Source organism: Streptomyces sp. NPDC051310, from assembly GCF_044455245.1.
Classification (GTDB): Bacteria; Actinomycetota; Actinomycetes; order Streptomycetales; family Streptomycetaceae; genus Streptomyces.
The window spans coordinates 292131-311790 of the sequence record NZ_JBITEO010000003.1 but is presented as its reverse complement, the minus strand read 5'-3'; the positions used below and the strand labels follow the sequence as shown (position 1 = coordinate 311790).

Genomic DNA, 19660 nt, shown 5'->3' with positions numbered 1-19660 from the left:
CTCCGGGGAGGGAAACCGCGGCGCCGGGCGCATGGGTGGGGCGCGCCCCGTCAGAGCTGGTCCTCCGCCACTTCCGCCACACCCGTGATGCGGTGCAGCGGGTACGTGCGGACCTCGTCCGCGGTGTGGTCGTACGCCGTGACGAAGCCGCCCTCGACGCGCACGGGGGCGATGACGCGCTGGCTGGCGGCGCCGTCGGCGTTGACGTAGCCGATCCAGACGGCGGAGCCGGTCATGGCGGCGGCCTGGACGGTGGCGAGGGTCTCGGCGGGGGAGGTGCGGGGCAGGTCGCCGCCGCCGTGCCCGCCGCTCTCCTCCTTGCGTACGACCGTCGCGGCCTGGTCCCCGGCGCGGATCGCGCGGACGGCCGCGCCGAGGAGCGTCGCGTCGGGCACGGGCGGGCCGTCCGGCACGGGCGCGGGCGGCGTACGCGGCGGCGTGCGGCGGGCGTGCGCCCGGGTGATGAGGACGTCGCCCTCGGCGGACTCGGCGGCCGGCGCGAAGCCCATCGCCCGCAGCCCCTCCAGCAGTGCCGCCGGGTCGGCCTGCGCGGCCAGCACGGTGGGCGCGAGGCGGCGCAGCCGCAGGGACGCCGACCGCTTGTCGGCGAGGATCTCGCCGAGCACCGCGTCGTCGTCGCACCGCACGTAGGCGGACGCGGCCCCCACGCGCAGGTGGCCGTGTCTGCGGGCGACGTCGTCGATGAGGTACGCGAGGGGCTGGGGTACCGGCGTGCGCGAGTGCGCCGCGAGGAAGGCGTGCAGGTCGGCCGCGGCCTGTCCGGCGTCGAGGGCGCGGCGCACGGAGGCGGGCGTGAACCGGTAGACGGTGGCGCCGCCCTTGGACTCGACGTCCGCGAGCACGGCGAGCATCTCGGCGAGCGGCCGCTGGAGGGGGCCGGGGGCGACGGCGGTGAGGTCGGCCTGGAGCAGGACGTGGTCGACGGGCTCGGGCAGCAGCGGCGCGAGCAGCGCGGCGGCCCGCGCGGCGCCCTCGGCCGCCTCGGCGACGGAGATCCCGCCGTCGGCGCCGCGCTCGCGCGCGCCGGCGTCCGCGGCGGGCCGGGAGCCGGCGGTCGCGGCGGGGGCCGGGCCGGTGGTGGGGGCGGTGGTCGCGGCCGGGGTGCTCGCGGCCGGGGCGGGGCTGGTCGCGGTGGGGCCGGTGGTGGGGGTGAGGCCGGCGGGCGTGTCGGGGCCGGTGGGCGTGTCGGGCGTCCCGGTGCCGGGGGCCGGCGTGTCCCCGTACGCCTCCGCGGGCGTGAGCAGGGCGCGGCCGGGGGAGGAGAGGGCGCCCCGGCCCGTGATGCCGAGCAGCTCCGCCTCGGCGAGCGTCCAGGTCGCGAGGCGCGCCCGCAGGTCGGTGCCCGCGGCCGCGGCGGAGCCGCGCAGGGGACGCTCCCAGCGCAGGCGGGCCAGCAGTGTGTCCGGGTCGGGGGACGCCCCGGCGGGCAGCCCGGCGAGCAGGGTCAGCACGCGGCGGCGTACCTCCGGGGCCGCGCCGCGGTCCAGGTCGGGGCCGAGCGCCGAGAGCGTACGGCCCTTCGCGTCCTGGCCGCCGGCCAGGCCCGGGGTGCGCGTCGCGGGCAGCCACGCGGCGACCAGCCGGGCCCACCGCTCGGCCGCCGGCAGTTCGAGCCACTCGTCGTAGGCGGGCGTCGGGGCGTACCGTTCGTCCGCCTCGCCGTCCGAGGCGATCAGCCCCGCCGCGTACGCGAGCTCCACCCAGAACGCCGCCACCGGCTCCGGCACGTCCAGGGCGACCGCCGTGCGCTTCAGGTCCCGTACCGCCAGGCCACCGGACCGCAGTACCGGCGGCCCGCCCTCGTGCCACTCCCCGAGCAGTTCCTCGACGGTCGCCAGCGCCGTGTACGCCTGGCCCGCCGCCGCGCTGTCCACGACCTTCGGACGGCCTTCGGCCGTCGCCACGGACCGCGCCGGGGCGACCACCGGCGGCACCGGCTCCGGCACCCGGTGCGCCCGCCCGCCGCGCAGGTGCAGCGCCGCCTCCCGGGGCAGCACCACCGTGCGGGCGGTCGCGGGCAGCAGCAGGCCCCGGTCCAGCAGCCAGCGCACCGGCGGCGCCGGGTTCGGCGTCACCTCGCCGTACGGCGGCCCCCACACCAGGCGGTCCAGCACCCCCAGCGCCTCCGTCGGCGCGCCGTCGAGGAGCGCGGCCATCCGCTCCCGGTCGGTGAACAGCTCCGTGAGCGCCGCCACCGCCGACACCGGGTCGTGCGTGGTGGGCAGACCCGCCGTGGCGAGGATCTCCTGGATGCGGGTCGGGGACATGCCCGCCGTCGCCTCCGCGACCGTCGGCCCGAGGCCCGTCGGCGACGGGTGCTGCGGCGACGGCGCGAGCAGCTCGCGCGCCGTGCGCACCAGCCGCAGCCGTTCGTCGTCGCCCCACACCAGTGCCTGGTCGCGCAGGAGCGCCACCGCGCCGGGGAGCGCCGCCTCGATGGCGGGGTCGCCCTCGTCGCCGGCCATCAGGCCGAGGAGCACGGGGTACGGCGCCGGGTCCGGTGCCACCGCGAGCGCCTCCGCCGTCTGCAACGAGAAGCGGTCGAGCCGCTCCAGCGCCCGCACCACCGAGGCGCGCGTACCGGCGCGCGTGGCCAGCTGGGTCAGGTCGCCCGGTACGGGCACGAGGAGGTCCGGCCGGGCCCGCAGCAGCACGGCCAGGCCCTCGTCGCCGCGCGCGCGGAGCGCCTCCGCGAGGGTGCGGGGAGCGGACGTGCCGCCCTTGCCTTCGTTGCCTTCGGTCCCCATCCGCACCACGTTAGCCCCTGCGCGCACGCTAACGTCGGGACGTGGGGATCGAGAGCGACCAACTGGTCTTCGACTACCTGAGCCGGGTCGGCGACCTGGCCCAGCAGCAACAGCTGCCGTCCCAGGCGCGGATGAGGCTCGTGGCGTCGCTGCGCGGCGAGATCGAGCGGCGGCGCGGGAAGAGCGACACCCCGGACTCGGTGCGGCGGATCCTGACGCGTCTGGGCACGCCGGACGAGGTGGTGGCGGCGGCCTCGTCGGGCGGCGGCCTGGCGGTGCCGTCGCAGCGGACGGCCGCCTCACCGGAGTCCCCGGCCGAGGCCCCCGCCGCGCCTCCCGCGGAGCCCGGTGTCAGCCCGCACCTGGCGGGCATGGACGAGATCGGCTCCGGGGACTTCCAGCCCGACTGGTGGCGCGTCGAGGACGTGCCGGCGGGCTTCCACGGCGGCGTGGAGATCCCGGAGATGCTGAAGCCTCCGCCCACGGAGGAGGAGGCGGCGGAGGCCGCGAAGGCCGGCCCGCCGGCGGATGCGGCCCCTTCCCGGGCGCGCCGCCTGCTGCGGTTCCGTGCGCGCCGCGGCCGCAAGGCCGCCGCGGAGGCGGCCCCCGTGGCCCCGCCCGTGGCCGCCGCCCCGGTGCGGGCCCGGGTGTCGCACCCGATGCTGCTGCTCGCGGCGGTGCTGCTGGTCGCCGGTGCCGTCCTCGGCTCCTGGCTGCCGCTCGCGGGCGGCTGGCTCCTCGCGTACGGCTCGCGCCGCCTCAGCCCCCGGGAGGCGAAGTGGGTGGTCATGGGCCTGCCGGGCCTGGTCGCGGCGGCCGCGGTGGTCTGGCTGTGGGGCCGGGCGGACGGCCGCTGGGGCGAGCCCATCCCCGCGGGCGGCGGCGGTATGAGCCAGGCGCTGGCCGGAACGTGGCCGTGGGTCATCCGCGGCGCGGCGGTGGCGTCGGCGCTCTACCTGGCGTGGCGCGCCCGCCGCGCCTGAGGCGACCGGCCGGGAGGGACGCGACCCGGGGAGCGGGGCCGTCCGCCCACGAGGTGCGCGCCCGCGCGGTGTTCGCCCGCGAGGTGTCCGTCCGCTGGGTGTTCGCCCGCGAGGTCTGCGTCCGCTCGCGAGGTCTCCGTCCGCGAGGCGTACGCCGCCAGGTCTCCGCCCGCGAGGTGCGCGCCCGCGAGGGGGCCGTCCGGCAGGTGGCCGTCACGGTGGCGTCGAGCGGCCGGCGGGCACAATGGCCCCCATGGCCTCGTACCCGTCCGCCGCCCCCACCGTCGGCTTCGACCTCGACATGACGCTCATCGACTCGCGCCCCGGCATCCGGGCCGCCTTCCGCGCGCTCTCCGCCGAGACCGGTGTGCGGATCGACGCCGACCTGGCCGTCACCCGGCTCGGGCCGCCGCTCGAACAGGAGCTCGCGCACTGGTTCCCGGCGCACCGGATCCCGGAGATGGGCGACCGGTACCGCGAGATCTACCCCGCCTACGCGATCGAACCGACGCTCGCGATGCCCGGCGCGAGGGATGCGATTCAAGCCGTTCGCGCGGCAGGCGGCCGGGCCGTCGTCGTGACCGCCAAGTACCAGCCCAACGCCCGGCTGCACCTCGCCCACCTGGGCATGGAGCCCGACGCCGTGATCGGCTCGCTCTGGGCCGAGGCCAAGGCGGAGGCCCTGCGCGAACACGGCGCGAGCGTGTACGTCGGCGACCACACAGGCGATGTGCGCGGTGCCCGCACGGCGGGCGCCCTCGCCGTCTCCGTACCGACGGGTCCGTGCGACGCGGACGAGCTGCGGGCGGCCGGCGCGGATGTCGTGCTGGACGACCTGACGGCCTTTCCTGCCTGGTGGGACGCCTACCGGGTGTCGCCGGCGGCCGTCCTGGCCTGACGGCGCTGCGCCGCGATCGACCGCAGCACACCCGCAGCGGCGACGGCGAACCCGACGCCCATCAGCATGCACACGGCGTACGCCACGGGCGGGAACGGATCCGTGCCCAGGAACAGCGGGGCAACGGTGACGAGGGTGGCGACGGCGCCGATGACGAAGACGATCCCGCCGGCGCGGACGAGACCGTCACCTGGGGCGGAGCCGGTGGCGGCCCCGCCGGTGGGGGTTTCACTATGCATTCGGCCAGGGTAGTTCCCAGGCCGGAGGAACAGACCGGCGACGTCTTGTCACCAGCCCCTGGACCATTAGCCTTGCTGGGGGTACCCCCTGCTCGAGCAAAGCGAGGGCTTGGGGGAGGGTCCGGGCGACCCGCTGCAGTGCCATCCAGAGCCGTTTTTCGGCGTCATACAACGAGTACGAGGACGAGGACAGACGTGCCTACCGGCAAGGTCAAGTGGTTCAACAGCGAGAAGGGCTTCGGCTTTCTCTCCCGCGACGACGGCGGCGACGTCTTCGTGCACTCGTCGGTGCTCCCTGCCGGGGTGGACGCCCTCAAGCCCGGCCAGCGCGTGGAGTTCGGCGTCGTCGCCGGCCAGCGCGGTGACCAGGCGCTGTCCGTGACGGTCCTCGAGCCGACCCCGTCCGTGGCGGCGGCGCAGCGCCGCAAGCCGGACGAGCTGGCGTCGATCGTGCAGGATCTGACGACCCTCCTGGAGAACATCACGCCCATGCTGGAGCGCGGCCGCTACCCCGACAAGGTCCACGGCAAGAAGATCGCGGGCCTGCTGCGGGCGGTCGCCGACCAACTGGACGTGTAGACCCGGCGGAACACGGATTCCCGGCCGGAGACGGATTCCCGGCCGGGGGTGCCACGGCCGGGGATCGTCACCACGGGGGCGTCACGGGAACGACAGCGCGTCGGGCTTCAGGGGCGGAACCAGCCCCTCGGCCGCCGCGCGCGTCAGCAGTCCCCGCACCGCCGCGTAGCCGTTCTCGCCGAGGTCGGCCGTGAACTCGTTGACGTACAGGCCGATGTGCTGATCGGCCACCGCCGGGTCCATCTCCTGCGCGTGGGCGCGCACGTACGCGCGCGACGCCTCCGGGTCGTCCCACGCCCTGCGCACCGAGGCGCGCGCCGACTCGGCGAGCAGCCGCAGCGTGTCCGCGCCCAGCGAGCGCTTCGCGATGATCGCACCGAGCGGGATCGGCAGGCCGGTCGTCGACTCCCAGTGCTCCCCCATGTCCGCGAGCCGGTGCAACCCGTAGTCCTGGTACGTGAAGCGGGCCTCGTGGATGACGAGCCCCGCGTCGACCCTGCCGTCCCGCACCGCCGGCATGATCTCGTGGAACGGCAGCACCACGACCTCGCCGACGCCGTCCGGAACGACGTCCGCCGCCCACAGGCGGAAGAGCAGGTACGCGGTCGACCGTTCGCTCGGCACCGCGACCGTACGGCCCGTCAGGTCCAGCCCCGGCTCGCGGGTGAGGACCAGGGGGCCGCAGCCGCGGCCCAGCGCGCCGCCGCAGGGCAGCAGCGCGTACTCGTCCAGCACCCACGGCAGCGCGGCGTACGACACCTTCAGGACGTCCAGCTCGCCGCGCTCCGCCATGCCGTTGGTGAGGTCGATGTCCGCGAAGGTCACGTCCAGCGGGGGCGCGCCGGGCACCTCGCCGTGCGCCCAGGCGTGGAAGACGAACGTGTCGTTGGGGCACGGCGAGTACGCGATCCGCACCGGGCCGGGAACGGGGCTCGCGCTCGGGGCGCTCGGGGACGTCTCGGACGTCATAGCTCCTCCAGGAAGACGGTGGTGCTGAGCAGCTGGACGGCGTACCGCAGCGAGTCCATCGCCTGCCCGATCCGCCAGGCGGCGCGGTCGCGCGGGCCGACCGTGTTGGAGACGGCGCGGATCTCGACGGCGGGCACACCGTGCGCCGCGGCCGCCTCGGCGACCCCGAAGCCCTCCATCGCCTCCGCGGCCGCCCGCGGGTGCCGGGCGCCGAGCTCGGCCGTGCGGGCGGCGGTGCCGGTGACCGTCGAGACCGTGAGGACGGGCGCGACGACGTGCCGCTGCCGGCCCTCGTGCAGGGTCTTCGCGATCCGGTCCGTCAGCGCGGGGGGCGGCAGGTGGACGGAGCGGCCGAAGCCGAGCTCCTCGACGGCGAGGTAGCCGTCGGGGGTGTCGGCGCCCAGGTCGGCGGCGATGATCGCGTCGGAGACGACGACCGCCCCCAGGGGCGCGTGGGCGGCGAAACCGCCACCGATCCCGGCCGACACGACCAGGTCGTACGCGTACGGCGACGCGGCCAGCGCGCTGGTGGTCGCCACGGCCGCGGCGGCGGGGCCGACACCGCCGACGACCACGTCGACCAGCCCCTCGGCGGCACCGGCCGCGGGCGCGGGTGCGGCACCTGGCGCGGTACCGGGAGCGGGTGCGGGCGGTGGCAGGGGCGCTGCACCGGGCGGGGGTGCGGGCGGGAGCGGGGACGCGGCACCGGGCGGCGGCGGGGCGCCGTACCGGGCACCGCGCGCGTGGTGGCCGAGCGCGTGGCCGCTCGGCAGGGTGCGGCGGGCGGGGCCCGCGTACCCGACGAGGCCGGCGGCGACGGCGTCCGCTTCGGCCGCCACCGCCGTCACCACCAGGACGCGCAGGGTCAGGACGCCTTCTTCAGCTCGAAGTGCCAGATGCCGGTCAGCTTCTTGCCGCTCGTCTCGACGATGCTGATCTGGGCCGTGTTCGACATCTCACCGGTCTGGCTCGACAGGAACGCGCTGGCCGGGATCGTCCGGTACGTCTTCTTGTACGGCTCCTGCTCGGCCTGCTGGCCGCCGATGAACAGCGTCCAGCCGCGCTCGGCGATCTCCGGGTCGACCCCGAAGTGGATCTTGTCGTCGAGGGTGACCTCGATGGTCTTGCCGGACTTCTTGTCCAGGCACTTCTTGATCTCCGACTCCTTGATCGGGTCGCCGCCGTTGTAGCAGGTCGCTTCGGAGTTGACGGAGTCGGACCCGACCGTCACGGTCGCGAGCGGGGTCGGCTTGTCGCCGCAGGCGGAGAGTACGAGGAGTCCCGCGGAGACGGCACCCAGAGCGACGCCGGCCCGGCGGGCCTTACCGGAATTGAACGCAACGGTCATGGCTCGAAGGCTATACGCCGCCCGGCATCACGCCACGCGGGGGTGCGGCGTGCCGCCGCGCCGGGCCGCCGTCAGCAGGCCCCGGACGGTCAGGACCGCCCCGGCGGCCAGTATCGACGCCGCGACCGACATGCCCAGCGGGCCGTTCAGCGGCAGCGCGATCCCGATGGCGCCGCCCACCACCCAGGCCATCTGCAGCAGCGTCTCGGAGCGGGCGAAGGCCGAGGTGCGTACCACTTCCGGCACGTCCCGCTGGATCATCGCGTCCAGCGACAGCTTCGCCAGGGCCTGTGTCAGCCCGGCCACCGCGCCCAGGACCGCCACGGCGATCCCGCCGAAGAACACCGCCGCGACGATCGTCGCCGACAGCGCCAGCGCCAGCATCGTCGCCACGATCAGCTCGGGCGCCCGCGACCGCAGCCACGCCCCCACCGCCGTACCGCAGGCGTTCCCGACCCCGGCGGCCACGCCGACGATGCCGAGCGACACCGCCGCGCTCTGCCCGGACAGCGGGTGCTCGCGCAGCAGGAAGGCGAGGAAGAAGATCAGGAACCCGGAGAGCGCCCGGTGCGCGGCGTTCGCCTGGAGCCCGTGCAGGACGGACGGGCCGACCGTGCGCAGGCTCGGCCGCTTCTCGCCGTGCGTCAGCATGTGGGCCTTGCGCTCACCCCGCGCCGAGTCCACCTTCGGCGGCATCGACAGCGCCAGGAACGTTCCGCCGACGAAGAGCGCGCACGCCCCGTACAGCGGCCACTGCGGCCCGACCAGCTGCAGCGCGGCCCCGATGGGCGCGGCGGCACCCGTCGCCAGCAGCCCCGCCAGGGTCACGCGCGAGTTCGCCTTCACGAGCGAGAAGCCGGGCGGCAGCAGCCGCGGCACGACGGCGCTGCGGACGACGCCGTACGCCTTGGACGCGACGAGCACGCCCAGCGCCGCCGGGTACAGCTCCAGGCCGCCGGTGGCCACCGCCCCCGACAGGGCCACGGCGAGGAGCGCGCGCGTGAGCATGGCGCCCGCCATCGCGGCGCGCCGTCCGTGGGGGATGTGGTCCAGGAGCGGCCCGATGACCGGTGCGAGGAGCGTGAACGGGGCCATGGTGATCGCGAGGTACAGCGCGACGCGGCCGCGGGCCTCGTCCGTCGGCACGGAGAAGAAGACGGTGGAGGCGAGCGCCACGGTGATCATCACGTCGCCGGCGCCGTTGACGGCGTGCAGTTCGATCAGTTTGCCGAGGCCGGACTCGCCCGCGCCGTGCGCGTGCGTGGCGCGGCGGATGCCGCGGGCGGGGCCGGTGATCGGCAGGTGCAGGACACGGCCGATCCGCCCGGCCGCCCTGCGGAGCGGCCCGGCGTCGTCGGACGACCTCGCGGCTGCCACCCCGTCATAGTGCCCCACGTGCCACTTCGATGAACCGCTATGACGGCTACTTGGGGCGGGCAGGTGGGCGGCGGGCTGCGGAAGGCGATGAACCGCTATGACGGCTACTTGGGGCGGGCAGGTGGGCGGCGGGCTGCGGAAGGGGTAGCGTGCGTAGCGCGCCACCGGCGGTAGTTCTCGGCCGCGCGCCTCTTCGGCATCCCGCAGAATGGATGACGATAGGTGTGCCCGGGAAACGGAAACGTCGGGCGCGGACGTCGATGCGGCCCCCTGGTCCGCTCCGCCCGCCGCCCGTACATCGCGACTCGGCCGGCGCATCTGTGAGACGGCGTAGGAGAGAAGCGAGACCTGTGAGTGCTGCGACGACGCGAAGCCGTACTACGCGTACCCCCGCCCCCGACCGCCTGTGCGCCGAGGCGGTAGACCTCGCCCGGGAGGCGGCCGCGGAGGCCGCGGCGCCGGGTGTCGTCGGAGAGCACGTGGGGCTGGTCGCCGAGGGTGACCGGGTCGTCACGCACTTCTTCGAGTGCCGCGAGTTCGCGTACCGGGGCTGGCGGTGGGCCGTCACCGTGGCCCGGGCGTCCCGTGCCAAGAACGTCACGCTCGACGAGGCGGTGCTGCTGCCGGGCCCCGACGCGCTCCTGGCGCCCGAGTGGGTGCCGTGGAGCGAGCGGCTGCGGCCCGGTGACCTCGGGCCCGGCGACCTGCTGCCGACCGAGCAGGACGACCTGCGGCTGGAACCGGGGTACACCGGCGAGGACGAGCCGCCGCCGAACTCCCCGGTGTCGGAGGACATGGCGGACCACCTGGAGGCCGAGGACGCCGACCTCGTCTCCCGCACGCCCTCGCGCGGCGCCATCGCGGCGGTCGCCGAGGAACTCGGCATGCGCCGGGCGCGGGTGCTGTCCCGGTACGGGCTCCACGTCGCGGCGGACCGCTGGGAGGAGTCCTTCGGGGCGAAGACCCCGATGGCGCAGGCGGCGCCCGCGACCTGTGTGAGCTGCGCGTTCCTCGTGCCGCTGGCGGGTTCGCTGCGGCTGGCCTTCGGCGTGTGCGCGAACGAGTTCTCCCCGGCGGACGGCCGGGTGGTGTCGCTGGCGTACGGCTGCGGCGGGCACTCGGAGGCCGCGGTCATGCCGAAGCCGCCGCGTCCGGCGCCGCCGGTGCTCGACTCGATGGGCGCCGACGAGTTCCCGCTGCGCCCCTCCCGCGACCAGGGCTCGGTCCCCCCGGCCTCCCCGGACGCGGCCTCCGAGGACCTGGGCCACAGCTGACGCTCCCGCGCGCGGGGGGAGCCCTCCGGGGCGGCACCTCCGCGCGCCGGTGCGGGAGCCGGCGGCGGGCCCGTGCCCCCGCCGCCGCAAAGCGGCGGGGTGAGCCGTCCCGGGCACTTCGCCGCTTCGCGGCGGCGTGCGGTGCGCGGGCCCCGGCCGACCCCGACCCGCGCTGCGCGCCGGCCGTGCGTGATCCCTGCCGCTTCGCGGCGGTACCGCCGGTCCGCGTGATCCCTGCCGCTTCGCGGCGATACGCGGTGGTGTGCGGGGCTCCGCCCCGAGCCCGGGCGCTGCGCGCCCGGAGGGGTGATGCGTGCCGCGTGCGGGCGACAGGCAGGGCTGCCGGGACTTCGTCCCGGATCCGGATCGGAGTGTGATCCTTGCCGCTTCGCGGCGGCATGCGGGCCGGAGCTTCGGCCCTCCGGCCGCCGTGCGCCGGGCCCCGGGTGACGGGTGACGGGTGCGGGGGCCGGGGCGGGCCCGGTCGTGGCGAGGGGCGGGGTGGGGGAAATGGCTCCGGTCCGGCACGCGGTACCTTCGGGCGTCGTACAGGCACAGCCGAGAGAGCGGAGCACGACGTGAGCGTGAGGGCTACGGCGACCGAGGGGGCGGCCGACCCGTTCGGGACCGCGCGGCTGAGGCGCGGAGTGCTCGACGCGTGGGGCGCCGGACCCGCGCGGTTCCGGGAGGACGCGAACGCCGAGGAGGACCTGGCGCTCGGGGGCTACCGCGACCGGCTGGTCGTGGAGCTCGCGCAGAACGCCGCCGATGCCGCAGCCCGCGCCGGAGTCCCCGGACGCCTCCGGCTGACGCTGCACCCCGCGGGGGCGACGGGCGACGGCCGTGCCGTGCTCGCCGCCGCCAACACCGGCGCGCCGCTCGACGCCGCGGGCGTCGAGTCGCTGAGCACGCTGCGCGCCTCGGCCAAGCGGGAGGGCCACGAGCGCGCGGTGGGCCGCTTCGGCGTCGGCTTCGCCGCGGTGCTCGCGGTGAGCGACGAGCCGGCGGTCGTGGGCCGGCACGGCGGTGTGCGCTGGTCGCTGCGCGAGGCGCGGGAGATGGCCGCCGACGCCTCGCTGGGCAGCCCCGGTCTCGGTGACGAACTGCGCCGCCGCGAGGGTCACGTACCGCTGCTGCGGCTCCCGCTGCCCGCGGAGGGCACGGCGCCGGAGGGGTACGACACCGTCGTCATCCTGCCGCTGCGGGATGCCGCCGCCGAGGACCTGGTCGGGCGGTTGCTCGACGCCGTGGACGACGCGCTGCTGCTCACCCTGCCCGGCCTGACGGAGATCGTCGTGGAGGGCCCGAAGGGCACCCGTACGCTCGTGCGCCGCGAGCAGGACGGGTACGTGCACATCGAGGACAGCGGGAGCGGGACGCACCGCTGGCGGACGGTCAGCCGCGGCGGCGCCATCGACGCCGCGCTGCTGAAGGACCGGCCGGTCGAGGAGCGGCTGCGGCCGCACTGGTCGGTGACGTGGGCGGTGCCCGTGGACGGGGAGGGTGCGCCGGCCCGGCCGCGTACCGCGCCCGTCGTGCACGCCCCGACGCCCACGGACGAGCCGCTGGGCATCCCGGCGCTGCTGATCGCGACGTTCCCGCTGGACACCACCCGGCGGCACCCGGCGCCGGGGCCGCTGACCGACTTCCTGGTGGAGCGCGCGGCCGAGGCGTACGCCGAACTGCTCGCCGACTGGCGGCCGGTGACGGCCGGCACGATCGATCTCGTCCCGGGCCCGCTGGGCAAGGGGGTCCTCGACGGGGCGATCCGCGGTGCCGTCCTGCAGCGGCTGCCGCGGGTGGCGTTCCTGGCTCCCGCGGCCGGGCCGTCCGGGGACGAGGAGCCGCACGCCCTGCGCCCGTTCGAGGCGGAGGTCGTCGAAGGGGCGGGGGCCGATACCGTGCGGGTGCTGGCGGAGGTCCTGCCGACGCTGCTGCCCGCCGGCCTGGAGCGCCGTACCGAGCTGCGCGCGCTGGGTGTGGCGCGGCTGTCGCTGGGGGAGGCGATCGACCGGCTCGCGGGCGTGGAGCGGGCGCCGGAGTGGTGGTACCGGCTGTACGACTCGCTCGCGGGGGTGGATCCGGACCGGCTGACCGGTCTGCCGGTGCCGCTGGCCGGCGGCCGTACCGCGATCGGCCCGCGCCAGGTGCTGCTGCCGTTGCCGGACACGCCGGCGGAACTGTCCCGCCTGGGGCTGAAGGTGGCGCACCCGGATGCCGCGCACCCGGTGCTGGAGAAGCTGGGTGCCCTCCCGGCGACGCCGCGCGCGGTGCTGACGACCCCGCAGGTGCGGGCGGCGGTGGCGGCGTCGCTGGACGCCGGGGACGTGTGGGACGACGACGCCCCGGACGCGGAGGAGCTCGCCGACCTGGTGCTCGCGCTGGTGCGCGACGCGGGCCTGGAGCCGGGTGACGAGCCGTGGCTGGGTGCGCTGGCGCTGCCCGACGAGGACGGCGAGCCGGCGCCGGCCGCGGAACTGGTGCTGCCGGGCAGCCCGTTCGCCGCCGTGATGCGCGAGGACGAACTGGCCCTGGTGGACGCGGAGACGGCCGAGCGCTGGGGCGAGCAGCCGCTCGCGGCCTGCGGGGTGCTCGCCGGCTTCGCCCTCGTACGGGCCACCGACGTCGTTCTCGACCCGGACGAACTGGAGCCGCGCGAGGGGGACTTCCCCGAGCCGGACGACGTGGGGATGCTCGACGCGGTCGACGTGTGGTGCGAGGACGTCCTGGACCGGCTGCCGGACGCGCCGGTGCCGCCGGTGGCGACGGAGATCGTCGCCGTGCGGGACCTGGAACTGGTCGACGACGACGCCTGGCCGCGGGCGCTCGCGCTGCTCGCGCAGCCGCCGCTGCGGGACGCGCTCACGCAGCCGGTACGGATCCTGATGCCCGACGGCACGACCGAGACGGTCCGCTCGTACACGGCCTGGTGGCTGCGCGGCCATCCGGTGCTGGACGGCCGCCGCCCGGCCGGTCTGCGTGCCGCGGGGGCCGATCCGCTGCTGGAGGGCCTGTACGACCCGGCGGACACGACGGGTTTCGCGGACGCGCAGGTGCTGCGGGCGCTGGGCGTGCGGACGTCGGTCGCCGCGCTGCTGGACGAGCCGGGCGGGGCGGCCGAGCTGCTGGCGCGCCTCGCGGACCCGGAGCGAGTGGTGACGGCCGCGCAGTTGCACGGCTTGTACACCGCGCTCGCCGAGCTGGACCCGGAGCAGGTGACGCTGCCGGACGAGCTGCGCGCGGTGGTCGACGGCGAGGTGCGGGTGGTGGACGCGGCGGACGCGCTGGTGGCCGACGCACCGGACCTGCTGCCGCTCACCGCGGGCCGTCCGCTGCTGCCGGTGGCGCCGGCGCGGGCGGCGGACCTGGCCGAGCTGTTCCAGGTGCCGCGGCTGAGCGAGGAGGTCGACGCCGAGGTCACGACGGACGGGGAGGAGCACGACGTCCCGGAGTCCGTGCACGCCCTGCTCGGTCCCGCCACACCGGCCACGTACGTGGAGCACGAGGAGCTGCGCGCCGGGGGCGTCGAGCTGGACTGGCGCCGTACCCCGGACGGCACGCTGCACGCGGCGACGCTGGAGGGCGTGGCGGCGGGCCTGGCGTGGGCGGCGGGCCAGTGGCCGCGCCGCTTCGAGGTGGCGGCGCTGCTGGAGGACCCGTCGCGTACGGAGGAGCTGGCCCGGGACCGCTGGTTCGACTAGGAGATAGGGCGTGGTCGGGCCGCGTCGGGCGGGCCTGCTTCCCGGACCGGGCGTGGCGGTGGGGCCGGATCAGGCGTCCGCGGCCGCCTTCCGGTCCACCCACCGCCACGCCAGCTCCAGCACCGCGGCGCCCACGGCGGCGATCGCCGCCGCCGTCCACGGCATCGTCGTGCCCACCAGCCGCAGCGCGAAGAAGTTCTGCAGCCAGGGCACGACGAGGACGACGAGGAACGCCCCGCCCATGACCGCGACCAGTGCGATGCGCCACCAGGTGTAGGGGCGGGCGATGATCGCCAGGACCCAGATGGAGACCAGGAACAGCGTGAGCGTCGCCGCGCTGGTCTCGGCCGCGAGGGCGCCGGGCCCGCTGTAGTGGTGGGCGGCGAGCAGGTAGGTGGTGAAGGTCGCCGCCGCGGCGATGATCCCGCCGGGGATCGCGTACCGCATGACGCGGCGGACGAAGTGGGGCCTGGCGCGCTCCTTGTTGGGGGCGAGGGCCAGGAAGAAGGCCGGGACGCCGATGGTCAGCGTGGACAGCAGGGTCAGGTGCCGGGGGAGGAAGGGGTACTCCATCCCGAAGCACACCACGAGGATCGCCAGCAGCACCGAGTAGACCGTCTTGGTCAGGAACAGGGTGGCGACGCGGGTGATGTTGCCGATGACGCGGCGTCCCTCGGCGACCACCGACGGCAGGGTGGCGAAGCTGTTGTCGAGCAGCACGATCTGGGCGACGGCCTTCGTCGCCTCCGATCCGGAGCCCATGGAGACGCCGATGTCGGCGTCCTTGAGCGCGAGGACGTCGTTGACGCCGTCGCCGGTCATGGCGACGGTGTGCCCGTGCGCCTGGAGCGCGCCGACCATGTCGCGTTTCTGCTGCGGCGTGACGCGCCCGAAGACGGCCCCCTCGTCGAGGACCGTCGCCATCGCGCCGCGCTCGGCGGGCAGGCGGCGGGCGTCGACGGTCCGGTCGGCGCCGGGCAGGCCGAGCTTGCTCGCCACGGCGCCGACCGAGACGGCGTTGTCACCGGAGAGGATCTTGGCGTCGACGTTCTGGTCGGCGAAGTAGGCGAGCGTGTCGGAGGCGTCGGGCCGCAGGCGCTGCTCCAGGACGACGAGCGCGGCGGCGCGGGCGTTCCCGGCGACGTCCGGGTCGTCCAGCTCGCCGTGGGCGCGGGAGAGCAGCAGCACGCGCAGGCCCTGCTGGTTCAGCTCCTCGATCTCGTCGAGGACCGGGTCGCCGTCCGGGAGGAGCACGTCGGGCGCGCCCAGCAGCCAGGTGCTGCTCTGCCCGTCGCCCTCGCTGAAGGTGGCGCCGCTGTACTTGCGCGCCGACGAGAAGGGCAGTGCCTGTGTGCACCGCCAGTCCCCGCCGTCGGGGTAGGTGTCGATGATCGCCTGGAGTGAGGCGTTGGGCCGGGGGTCGGACTCGCCGAGCGCGCCCAGCACGGCGCGTACGTACGCCTCGTCGGCGCCGTCGAGGGTGCGCAGCTCGGTGACGTCCATGCCGCCCTCGGTGAGGGTGCCGGTCTTGTCGAGGCAGACGACGTCGACGCGGGCGAGGCCCTCGATGGCGGGCAGCTCCTGCACCAGGCAGTGCTTGCGGCCGAGCCGGATGACGCCGATGGCGAAGGCGACGGACGTCAGCAGGACCAGCCCTTCGGGGATCATCGGCACGATCCCGCCGACCGTGCGGGCGACGGACCGCTTGAAGTCGGTGTCCTTGACGACGAGCTGGCTGATGATGAGCGCGATCGAGGTCGGCACCATCATCCACGTCACGTACTTGAGGATCATCGAGATGCCGGACCGCAGCTCGGAGTGGACGAGCGTGAAGCGGGACGCCTCCTCGGCGAGCTGCGCGGCGTACGCCTCGCGCCCCACCTTGGTGGCGGTGAACGCGCCGGTGCCCGCGACGACGAAGCTGCCGGACATGACCTGGTCGCCGCGCTTCTTCAGGACGGGGTCGGCCTCGCCGGTGAGCAGCGACTCGTCGATCTCCAGGCCGTCGGCCTCGGCGACCTCGCCGTCCACGACGACCTTGTCGCCGGGGCCGAGTTCGATGCAGTCGCCGAGCACGATCTCGGAGGTGTGGACCTCGGCCGCGGTGCCGTCGCGGCGGACGGTGGGTTTCGTCTCGCCGATGACGGCGAGCCCGTCGAGGGTCTTCTTGGCGCGCAGCTCCTGGATGATGCCGATGCCGGTGTTGGCGACGATGACGAACCCGAACAGGCTGTCCTGGATCGGCGCGACGATCAGCATGATCACCCACAGGATGCCGATGATGGCGTTGAAGCGGGTGAAGACGTTGCCGCGGATGATGTCGACGGCGGAGCGGGAGCTGCGGACGGGTACGTCGTTGACCTCGCCGCGCGCGACCCGTTCGGCCACCTCGGCCGCGGTCAGCCCGCCGGACCGGTGCTGGACGGGAGGCGGTACGGGGTGGACGGGGTCGAGCTCGGCCCCGGCGTCGATGAGCGGCCCGCCCTGCCCGCCGGCGCCCGGCGGCTCGGGCCCATCGGTGTGGATCTTCGCCCGCTGCGTCATGTCTCCGACGGTACGACCGGAAGCGCGGGCGCACCCGGTGAGCGGGGGAAGATCCGACCGGAGGAGGAGGCGGACCCTCCCCGCGCCGTACGGGTGCCCCGTGGGGGAGTCCCGTCGGTCGTGCCGGGGCGGGGCCCCGTCGGTCGTGCCGGGCGGGCTCCCGCCCCGGCCGGGGGTCAGCGGTGCGCGGCGTCCGGGTTGTCGCCGGCGTGCTCGTCCGGGCCGGCCGCGGCCTCCGCGCGGGCGCGCTTGATCGCCGCGTCGCGCCGGCGGACGTACCAGATGCCGAGCAGCCCGAGGCCGCCGCCGGCGAGGCAGGTCCACACCCACCAGGTGAGGTCGCGGTCGGCGAACCAGCCGTAGAAGGGGACCTGCACGAGGAAGAGGACGAACCAGATGATCGTGCCGCCGGTGATGGTGGCGACGACGGGCCCCTCCAGGGGCTCGGGCGCCTCGTGCTTGGGGGTCCACTTCGCCATGCGGCGAGTCTATGCCGGACGTGCCGGCGGTGGCCCGGGCCCCGGTCGCCACCGGCGTCTACGCGCGGAGATACCGATCTTCGCATGATGCGTTCATACTGAAACGGCTTGTGCCTGACCGGTTTCTTTCGTGCGAATGAACGAAAATGACCGGTCGAGCCCCCATCCCACCCCCCGCACCCTGAGGTTTCGCATGCCCTCCTCGGTCACCGCCGTGGACCCCGGCGCCACGCCGCCGTCCTCGCAGCAGCCGATCAGCGGCCTGGACCGCTTCTTCAAGATCTCCGAACGCGGCTCCACGGTCGCCCGGGAGGTACGCGGCGGATTCGCGACCTTCTTCGCGATGGCCTACATCATCGTGCTGAACCCGATCATCCTCGGCAGCGCCAAGGACATGTACGGTCACCAGCTCGACAGCGGCCAGCTCGTCACCGCGACCGTCCTGACCGCCGCCTTCACGACGCTGCTCATGGGTGTCATCGGCAACGTCCCCATCGCCCTCGCCGCGGGCCTCGGCGTCAACACGGTGGTCGCCCTCCAGCTCGCGCCGCGCATGTCGTGGCCCGACGCCATGGGCATGGTGGTGCTCGCAGGCCTCGTCGTGATGCTCCTCGTCGCGTCCGGCCTGCGCGAGCGGGTGATGAACGCCGTGCCCGTCGGCCTGCGCAAGGGCATCGCCATCGGCATCGGCCTGTTCATCATGCTGATCGGCCTGGTGGACTCGGGCTTCGTCTCGCGCATCCCGGACGCCGCCCACACCACCGTGCCGCTCCAGCTCGGTGCCGACGGCCACCTCACCGGCTGGCCGGTCCTGATCTTCGCCCTGGGCGTCCTGCTCACGCTCGCGCTGATCATCCGCAAGGTGCCCGGCGCCATCCTCATCTCGATCGTGGTCATGACGATCGTCGCGATGGTCGTCCACGCGGTGGCGACCGTCCCGTCCTGGGGCCTGACGACCCCCGAATGGCCCGGCAACCCGCTCGCCACCCCCGACTTCGGGCTCGTCGGCGAGGTCAGCGTCTTCGGCGGCTTCGAGAAGGTGGGCCTGCTCACCGGCTGCCTGTTCGTCTTCACCGTGCTGCTGTCCTGCTTCTTCGACGCGATGGGCACCATCCTCGGCGTGGGTGACGAGGCCAAGCTGATGGACAAGGACGGCAACTTCCCCGGCATCAACAAGGTGCTCCTCGTCGACGGCCTCGCCGTCGCCTCCGGCGGCGCCACCTCGTCCTCCGCCACCACCTGCTTCGTGGAGTCCACGGCGGGCGTCGGCGAGGGCGCGCGCACCGGTCTGGCATCCGTCGTCACCGGCGGGCTGTTCTCGGTGGCGCTGTTCCTCACGCCGCTCGCGACGATGGTGCCGTCCCAGGCCGCCACGCCCGCGCTGCTCGCCGTCGGCTTCCTGATCCTGGCCGGCTCCGTCCGGGACATCGACTGGAGCGACTTCACCATCGCCGTGCCCGCGTTCCTCGCCATGGTGATGATGCCGTTCACGTACTCGATCACCAACGGCATCGGCATCGGCTTCATCGCGTTCAGCGTCCTGCGGCTGGCGGCCGGCCGGGGCCGCGAGGTGCCGGCGGCGATGTACGCCGTCTCGGCGGTCTTCGTCTTCTACTACGCGATGCCCGCGCTCGGACTGACCTGAGCCGCGTGACCTCCCCGACCCCCGCGCGCCGGGCTGCCCGCGCCCGAGCCCCGCGATGCCGGTGCCGGGGGGCCGCCCGTGCCGCCCGCGCGGCGGGCGTCAGGTGAGGCCGTAGAACCTCTCCGTCTCGTCGACCGCCGCTTCGAAGCGTTCGTCGAAATCCTCGCGAATGAGCGTCCGGACCACATAGTCCTGGACGCTCATTCCGCTTCTCGCCGCATGCTGCCTGACCCGGTCGGGCAGCTCCCTGTCCATCCGCAGGCTGAGCACTGTCGATGCCATGCGGGTCAGGGTGACCGCGCTCCGGGCCCGAGCGCGGGGCTTTCCGCGCATCTCTCACCCCTTCGAGTGAAGCGTTGGTCTTTAGTCAGGGTAATGAGTTATGCTAAAGAACATGCCTGACCTCTCCCACGGCGACCCGGCTGACGCAGCCGCCGTGAATGCGCTCCGCTCGGCCGTCATGCGGCTGGGCCGACGCCTGAAGCACCAGCGCGTCGACGAATCGCTGAGTCCCACCGAGATGTCGGTCCTCGGCACCCTCGCCCGATGCGGCTCCGCCACCCCCGGTGAGCTGGCCCGCAAGGAGCACGTCCAGCCGCCCTCGATGACCCGCATCGTGGCGCTGCTCGAAGCCAAGGGACTGGTCCGGCTGGAGCCGCACCCCGACGACCGCCGGCAGAAGGTGGTCAGCCGGACCGAGACGGCCGAGGTCATGCTGGAGGAGTCCCGCCGCAAGCGGAACGCCTGGCTGGCCTCGCTCGCCGAGGGCCTGGACGAGGAGGAGTGGGCCAAGCTGCGTGCCGCGGCTCCCGTGCTGGAGAAGCTCGCGCACTTGTAAGCACACGACGAGGAGGGG

The 19660-nt window shown here is 75.0% G+C and carries 16 protein-coding genes; 7 read left to right on the top strand and 9 right to left on the bottom strand.

Going from position 1 to position 19660, the window contains the following annotated elements:
• Positions 1-50: 50 nt before the first annotated feature.
• On the bottom strand, positions 51-2768 hold the full coding sequence (locus ACIA79_RS06350) for a helicase-associated domain-containing protein (protein WP_399426995.1): 2718 nt from the start codon (positions 2766-2768) through the stop codon (positions 51-53).
• 41 nt (positions 2769-2809) lie between these two features.
• Here ACIA79_RS06350 and ACIA79_RS06345 point away from each other — a divergent pair, with 41 nt between their 5' ends.
• Positions 2810-3751: a hypothetical protein gene (locus tag ACIA79_RS06345; protein WP_399426994.1), complete on the top strand. Its 942-nt coding sequence runs from the start codon at positions 2810-2812 to the stop codon at positions 3749-3751.
• 253 nt (positions 3752-4004) lie between these two features.
• A complete protein-coding gene (locus ACIA79_RS06340; RefSeq protein ID WP_399426993.1) occupies positions 4005-4649 on the top strand; it encodes an HAD family hydrolase in 645 nt (214 codons plus the stop codon).
• Here the strand turns inward: ACIA79_RS06340 and ACIA79_RS06335 are convergent.
• Complete coding sequence (locus ACIA79_RS06335; protein ID WP_399426992.1) at positions 4616-4888, bottom strand: hypothetical protein; 273 nt, start codon at positions 4886-4888, stop codon at positions 4616-4618. The two genes, ACIA79_RS06340 and ACIA79_RS06335, sit on opposite strands and share 34 nt — an antisense overlap.
• A 195-nt stretch (positions 4889-5083) precedes the next feature.
• Between ACIA79_RS06335 and ACIA79_RS06330 the strand changes: the two genes are divergently transcribed.
• Positions 5084-5467 carry a cold-shock protein gene (locus tag ACIA79_RS06330; protein WP_399426991.1) on the top strand — a complete coding sequence of 128 codons (384 nt, stop codon included), beginning with the start codon at positions 5084-5086 and terminating at the stop codon, positions 5465-5467.
• Positions 5468-5548: 81 nt separating this feature from the next.
• Here the strand turns inward: ACIA79_RS06330 and ACIA79_RS06325 are convergent, their stop codons facing one another.
• Genes ACIA79_RS06325 through ACIA79_RS06310 form a run of 4 tightly spaced genes read right to left on the bottom strand, consistent with a single transcriptional unit; the run spans position 5549 to position 9161 of the window.
• Positions 5549-6436 carry a 1,4-dihydroxy-6-naphthoate synthase gene (locus ACIA79_RS06325; protein ID WP_399426990.1) on the bottom strand — a complete coding sequence of 296 codons (888 nt, stop codon included), beginning with the start codon at positions 6434-6436 and terminating at the stop codon, positions 5549-5551.
• Entirely contained in the window at positions 6433-7299 is an 867-nt protein-coding gene (locus ACIA79_RS06320) for a futalosine hydrolase (RefSeq protein WP_399427132.1), read from the bottom strand. The genes ACIA79_RS06325 and ACIA79_RS06320 overlap by 4 nt, the downstream gene beginning before the upstream one ends.
• Before the next feature lie 2 nt (positions 7300-7301).
• On the bottom strand, positions 7302-7784 hold the full coding sequence (locus ACIA79_RS06315) for a DUF2771 domain-containing protein (protein ID WP_399426989.1): 483 nt from the start codon (positions 7782-7784) through the stop codon (positions 7302-7304).
• Between the two features lie 27 nt (positions 7785-7811).
• A complete protein-coding gene (locus ACIA79_RS06310; RefSeq protein WP_399426988.1) occupies positions 7812-9161 on the bottom strand; it encodes an MFS transporter in 1350 nt (449 codons plus the stop codon).
• A gap of 350 nt (positions 9162-9511) precedes the next feature.
• Between ACIA79_RS06310 and ACIA79_RS06305 the strand changes: the two genes are divergently transcribed.
• Both ACIA79_RS06305 and ACIA79_RS06300 read left to right on the top strand, forming a co-directional pair.
• Positions 9512-10435 (top strand): DUF3027 domain-containing protein, encoded by a 924-nt coding sequence (locus tag ACIA79_RS06305; protein WP_399426987.1) that lies wholly within the window; start codon positions 9512-9514, stop codon positions 10433-10435.
• 578 nt (positions 10436-11013) lie between these two features.
• Entirely contained in the window at positions 11014-14136 is a 3123-nt protein-coding gene (locus ACIA79_RS06300; protein WP_399426986.1) for a sacsin N-terminal ATP-binding-like domain-containing protein, read from the top strand.
• 69 nt (positions 14137-14205) lie between these two features.
• On the opposite strand, the gene ACIA79_RS06295 is transcribed toward ACIA79_RS06300, so the two are convergent.
• Entirely contained in the window at positions 14206-16680 is a 2475-nt protein-coding gene (locus ACIA79_RS06295; protein ID WP_399426985.1) for an HAD-IC family P-type ATPase, read from the bottom strand.
• A gap of 176 nt (positions 16681-16856) precedes the next feature.
• A complete protein-coding gene (locus tag ACIA79_RS06290) occupies positions 16857-17159 on the bottom strand; it encodes a DUF2530 domain-containing protein (protein ID WP_399426984.1) in 303 nt (100 codons plus the stop codon).
• A gap of 193 nt (positions 17160-17352) precedes the next feature.
• Here ACIA79_RS06290 and ACIA79_RS06285 point away from each other — a divergent pair, with 193 nt between their 5' ends.
• Complete coding sequence (locus ACIA79_RS06285; RefSeq protein WP_399426983.1) at positions 17353-18804, top strand: NCS2 family permease; 1452 nt, start codon at positions 17353-17355, stop codon at positions 18802-18804.
• A 99-nt stretch (positions 18805-18903) separates the two neighbouring features.
• Here ACIA79_RS06285 and ACIA79_RS06280 read toward each other — a convergent pair whose 3' ends face one another.
• Positions 18904-19086 (bottom strand): ribbon-helix-helix protein, CopG family, encoded by a 183-nt coding sequence (locus ACIA79_RS06280; RefSeq protein WP_399426982.1) that lies wholly within the window; start codon positions 19084-19086, stop codon positions 18904-18906.
• Between the two features lie 112 nt (positions 19087-19198).
• Between ACIA79_RS06280 and ACIA79_RS06275 the strand changes: the two genes are divergently transcribed.
• The gene (locus tag ACIA79_RS06275) at positions 19199-19642 is read left to right on the top strand and encodes a MarR family winged helix-turn-helix transcriptional regulator (RefSeq protein ID WP_399426981.1); all 444 of its coding nucleotides are present in this window, start codon (positions 19199-19201) and stop codon (positions 19640-19642) included.
• Positions 19643-19660: the final 18 nt, after the last annotated feature.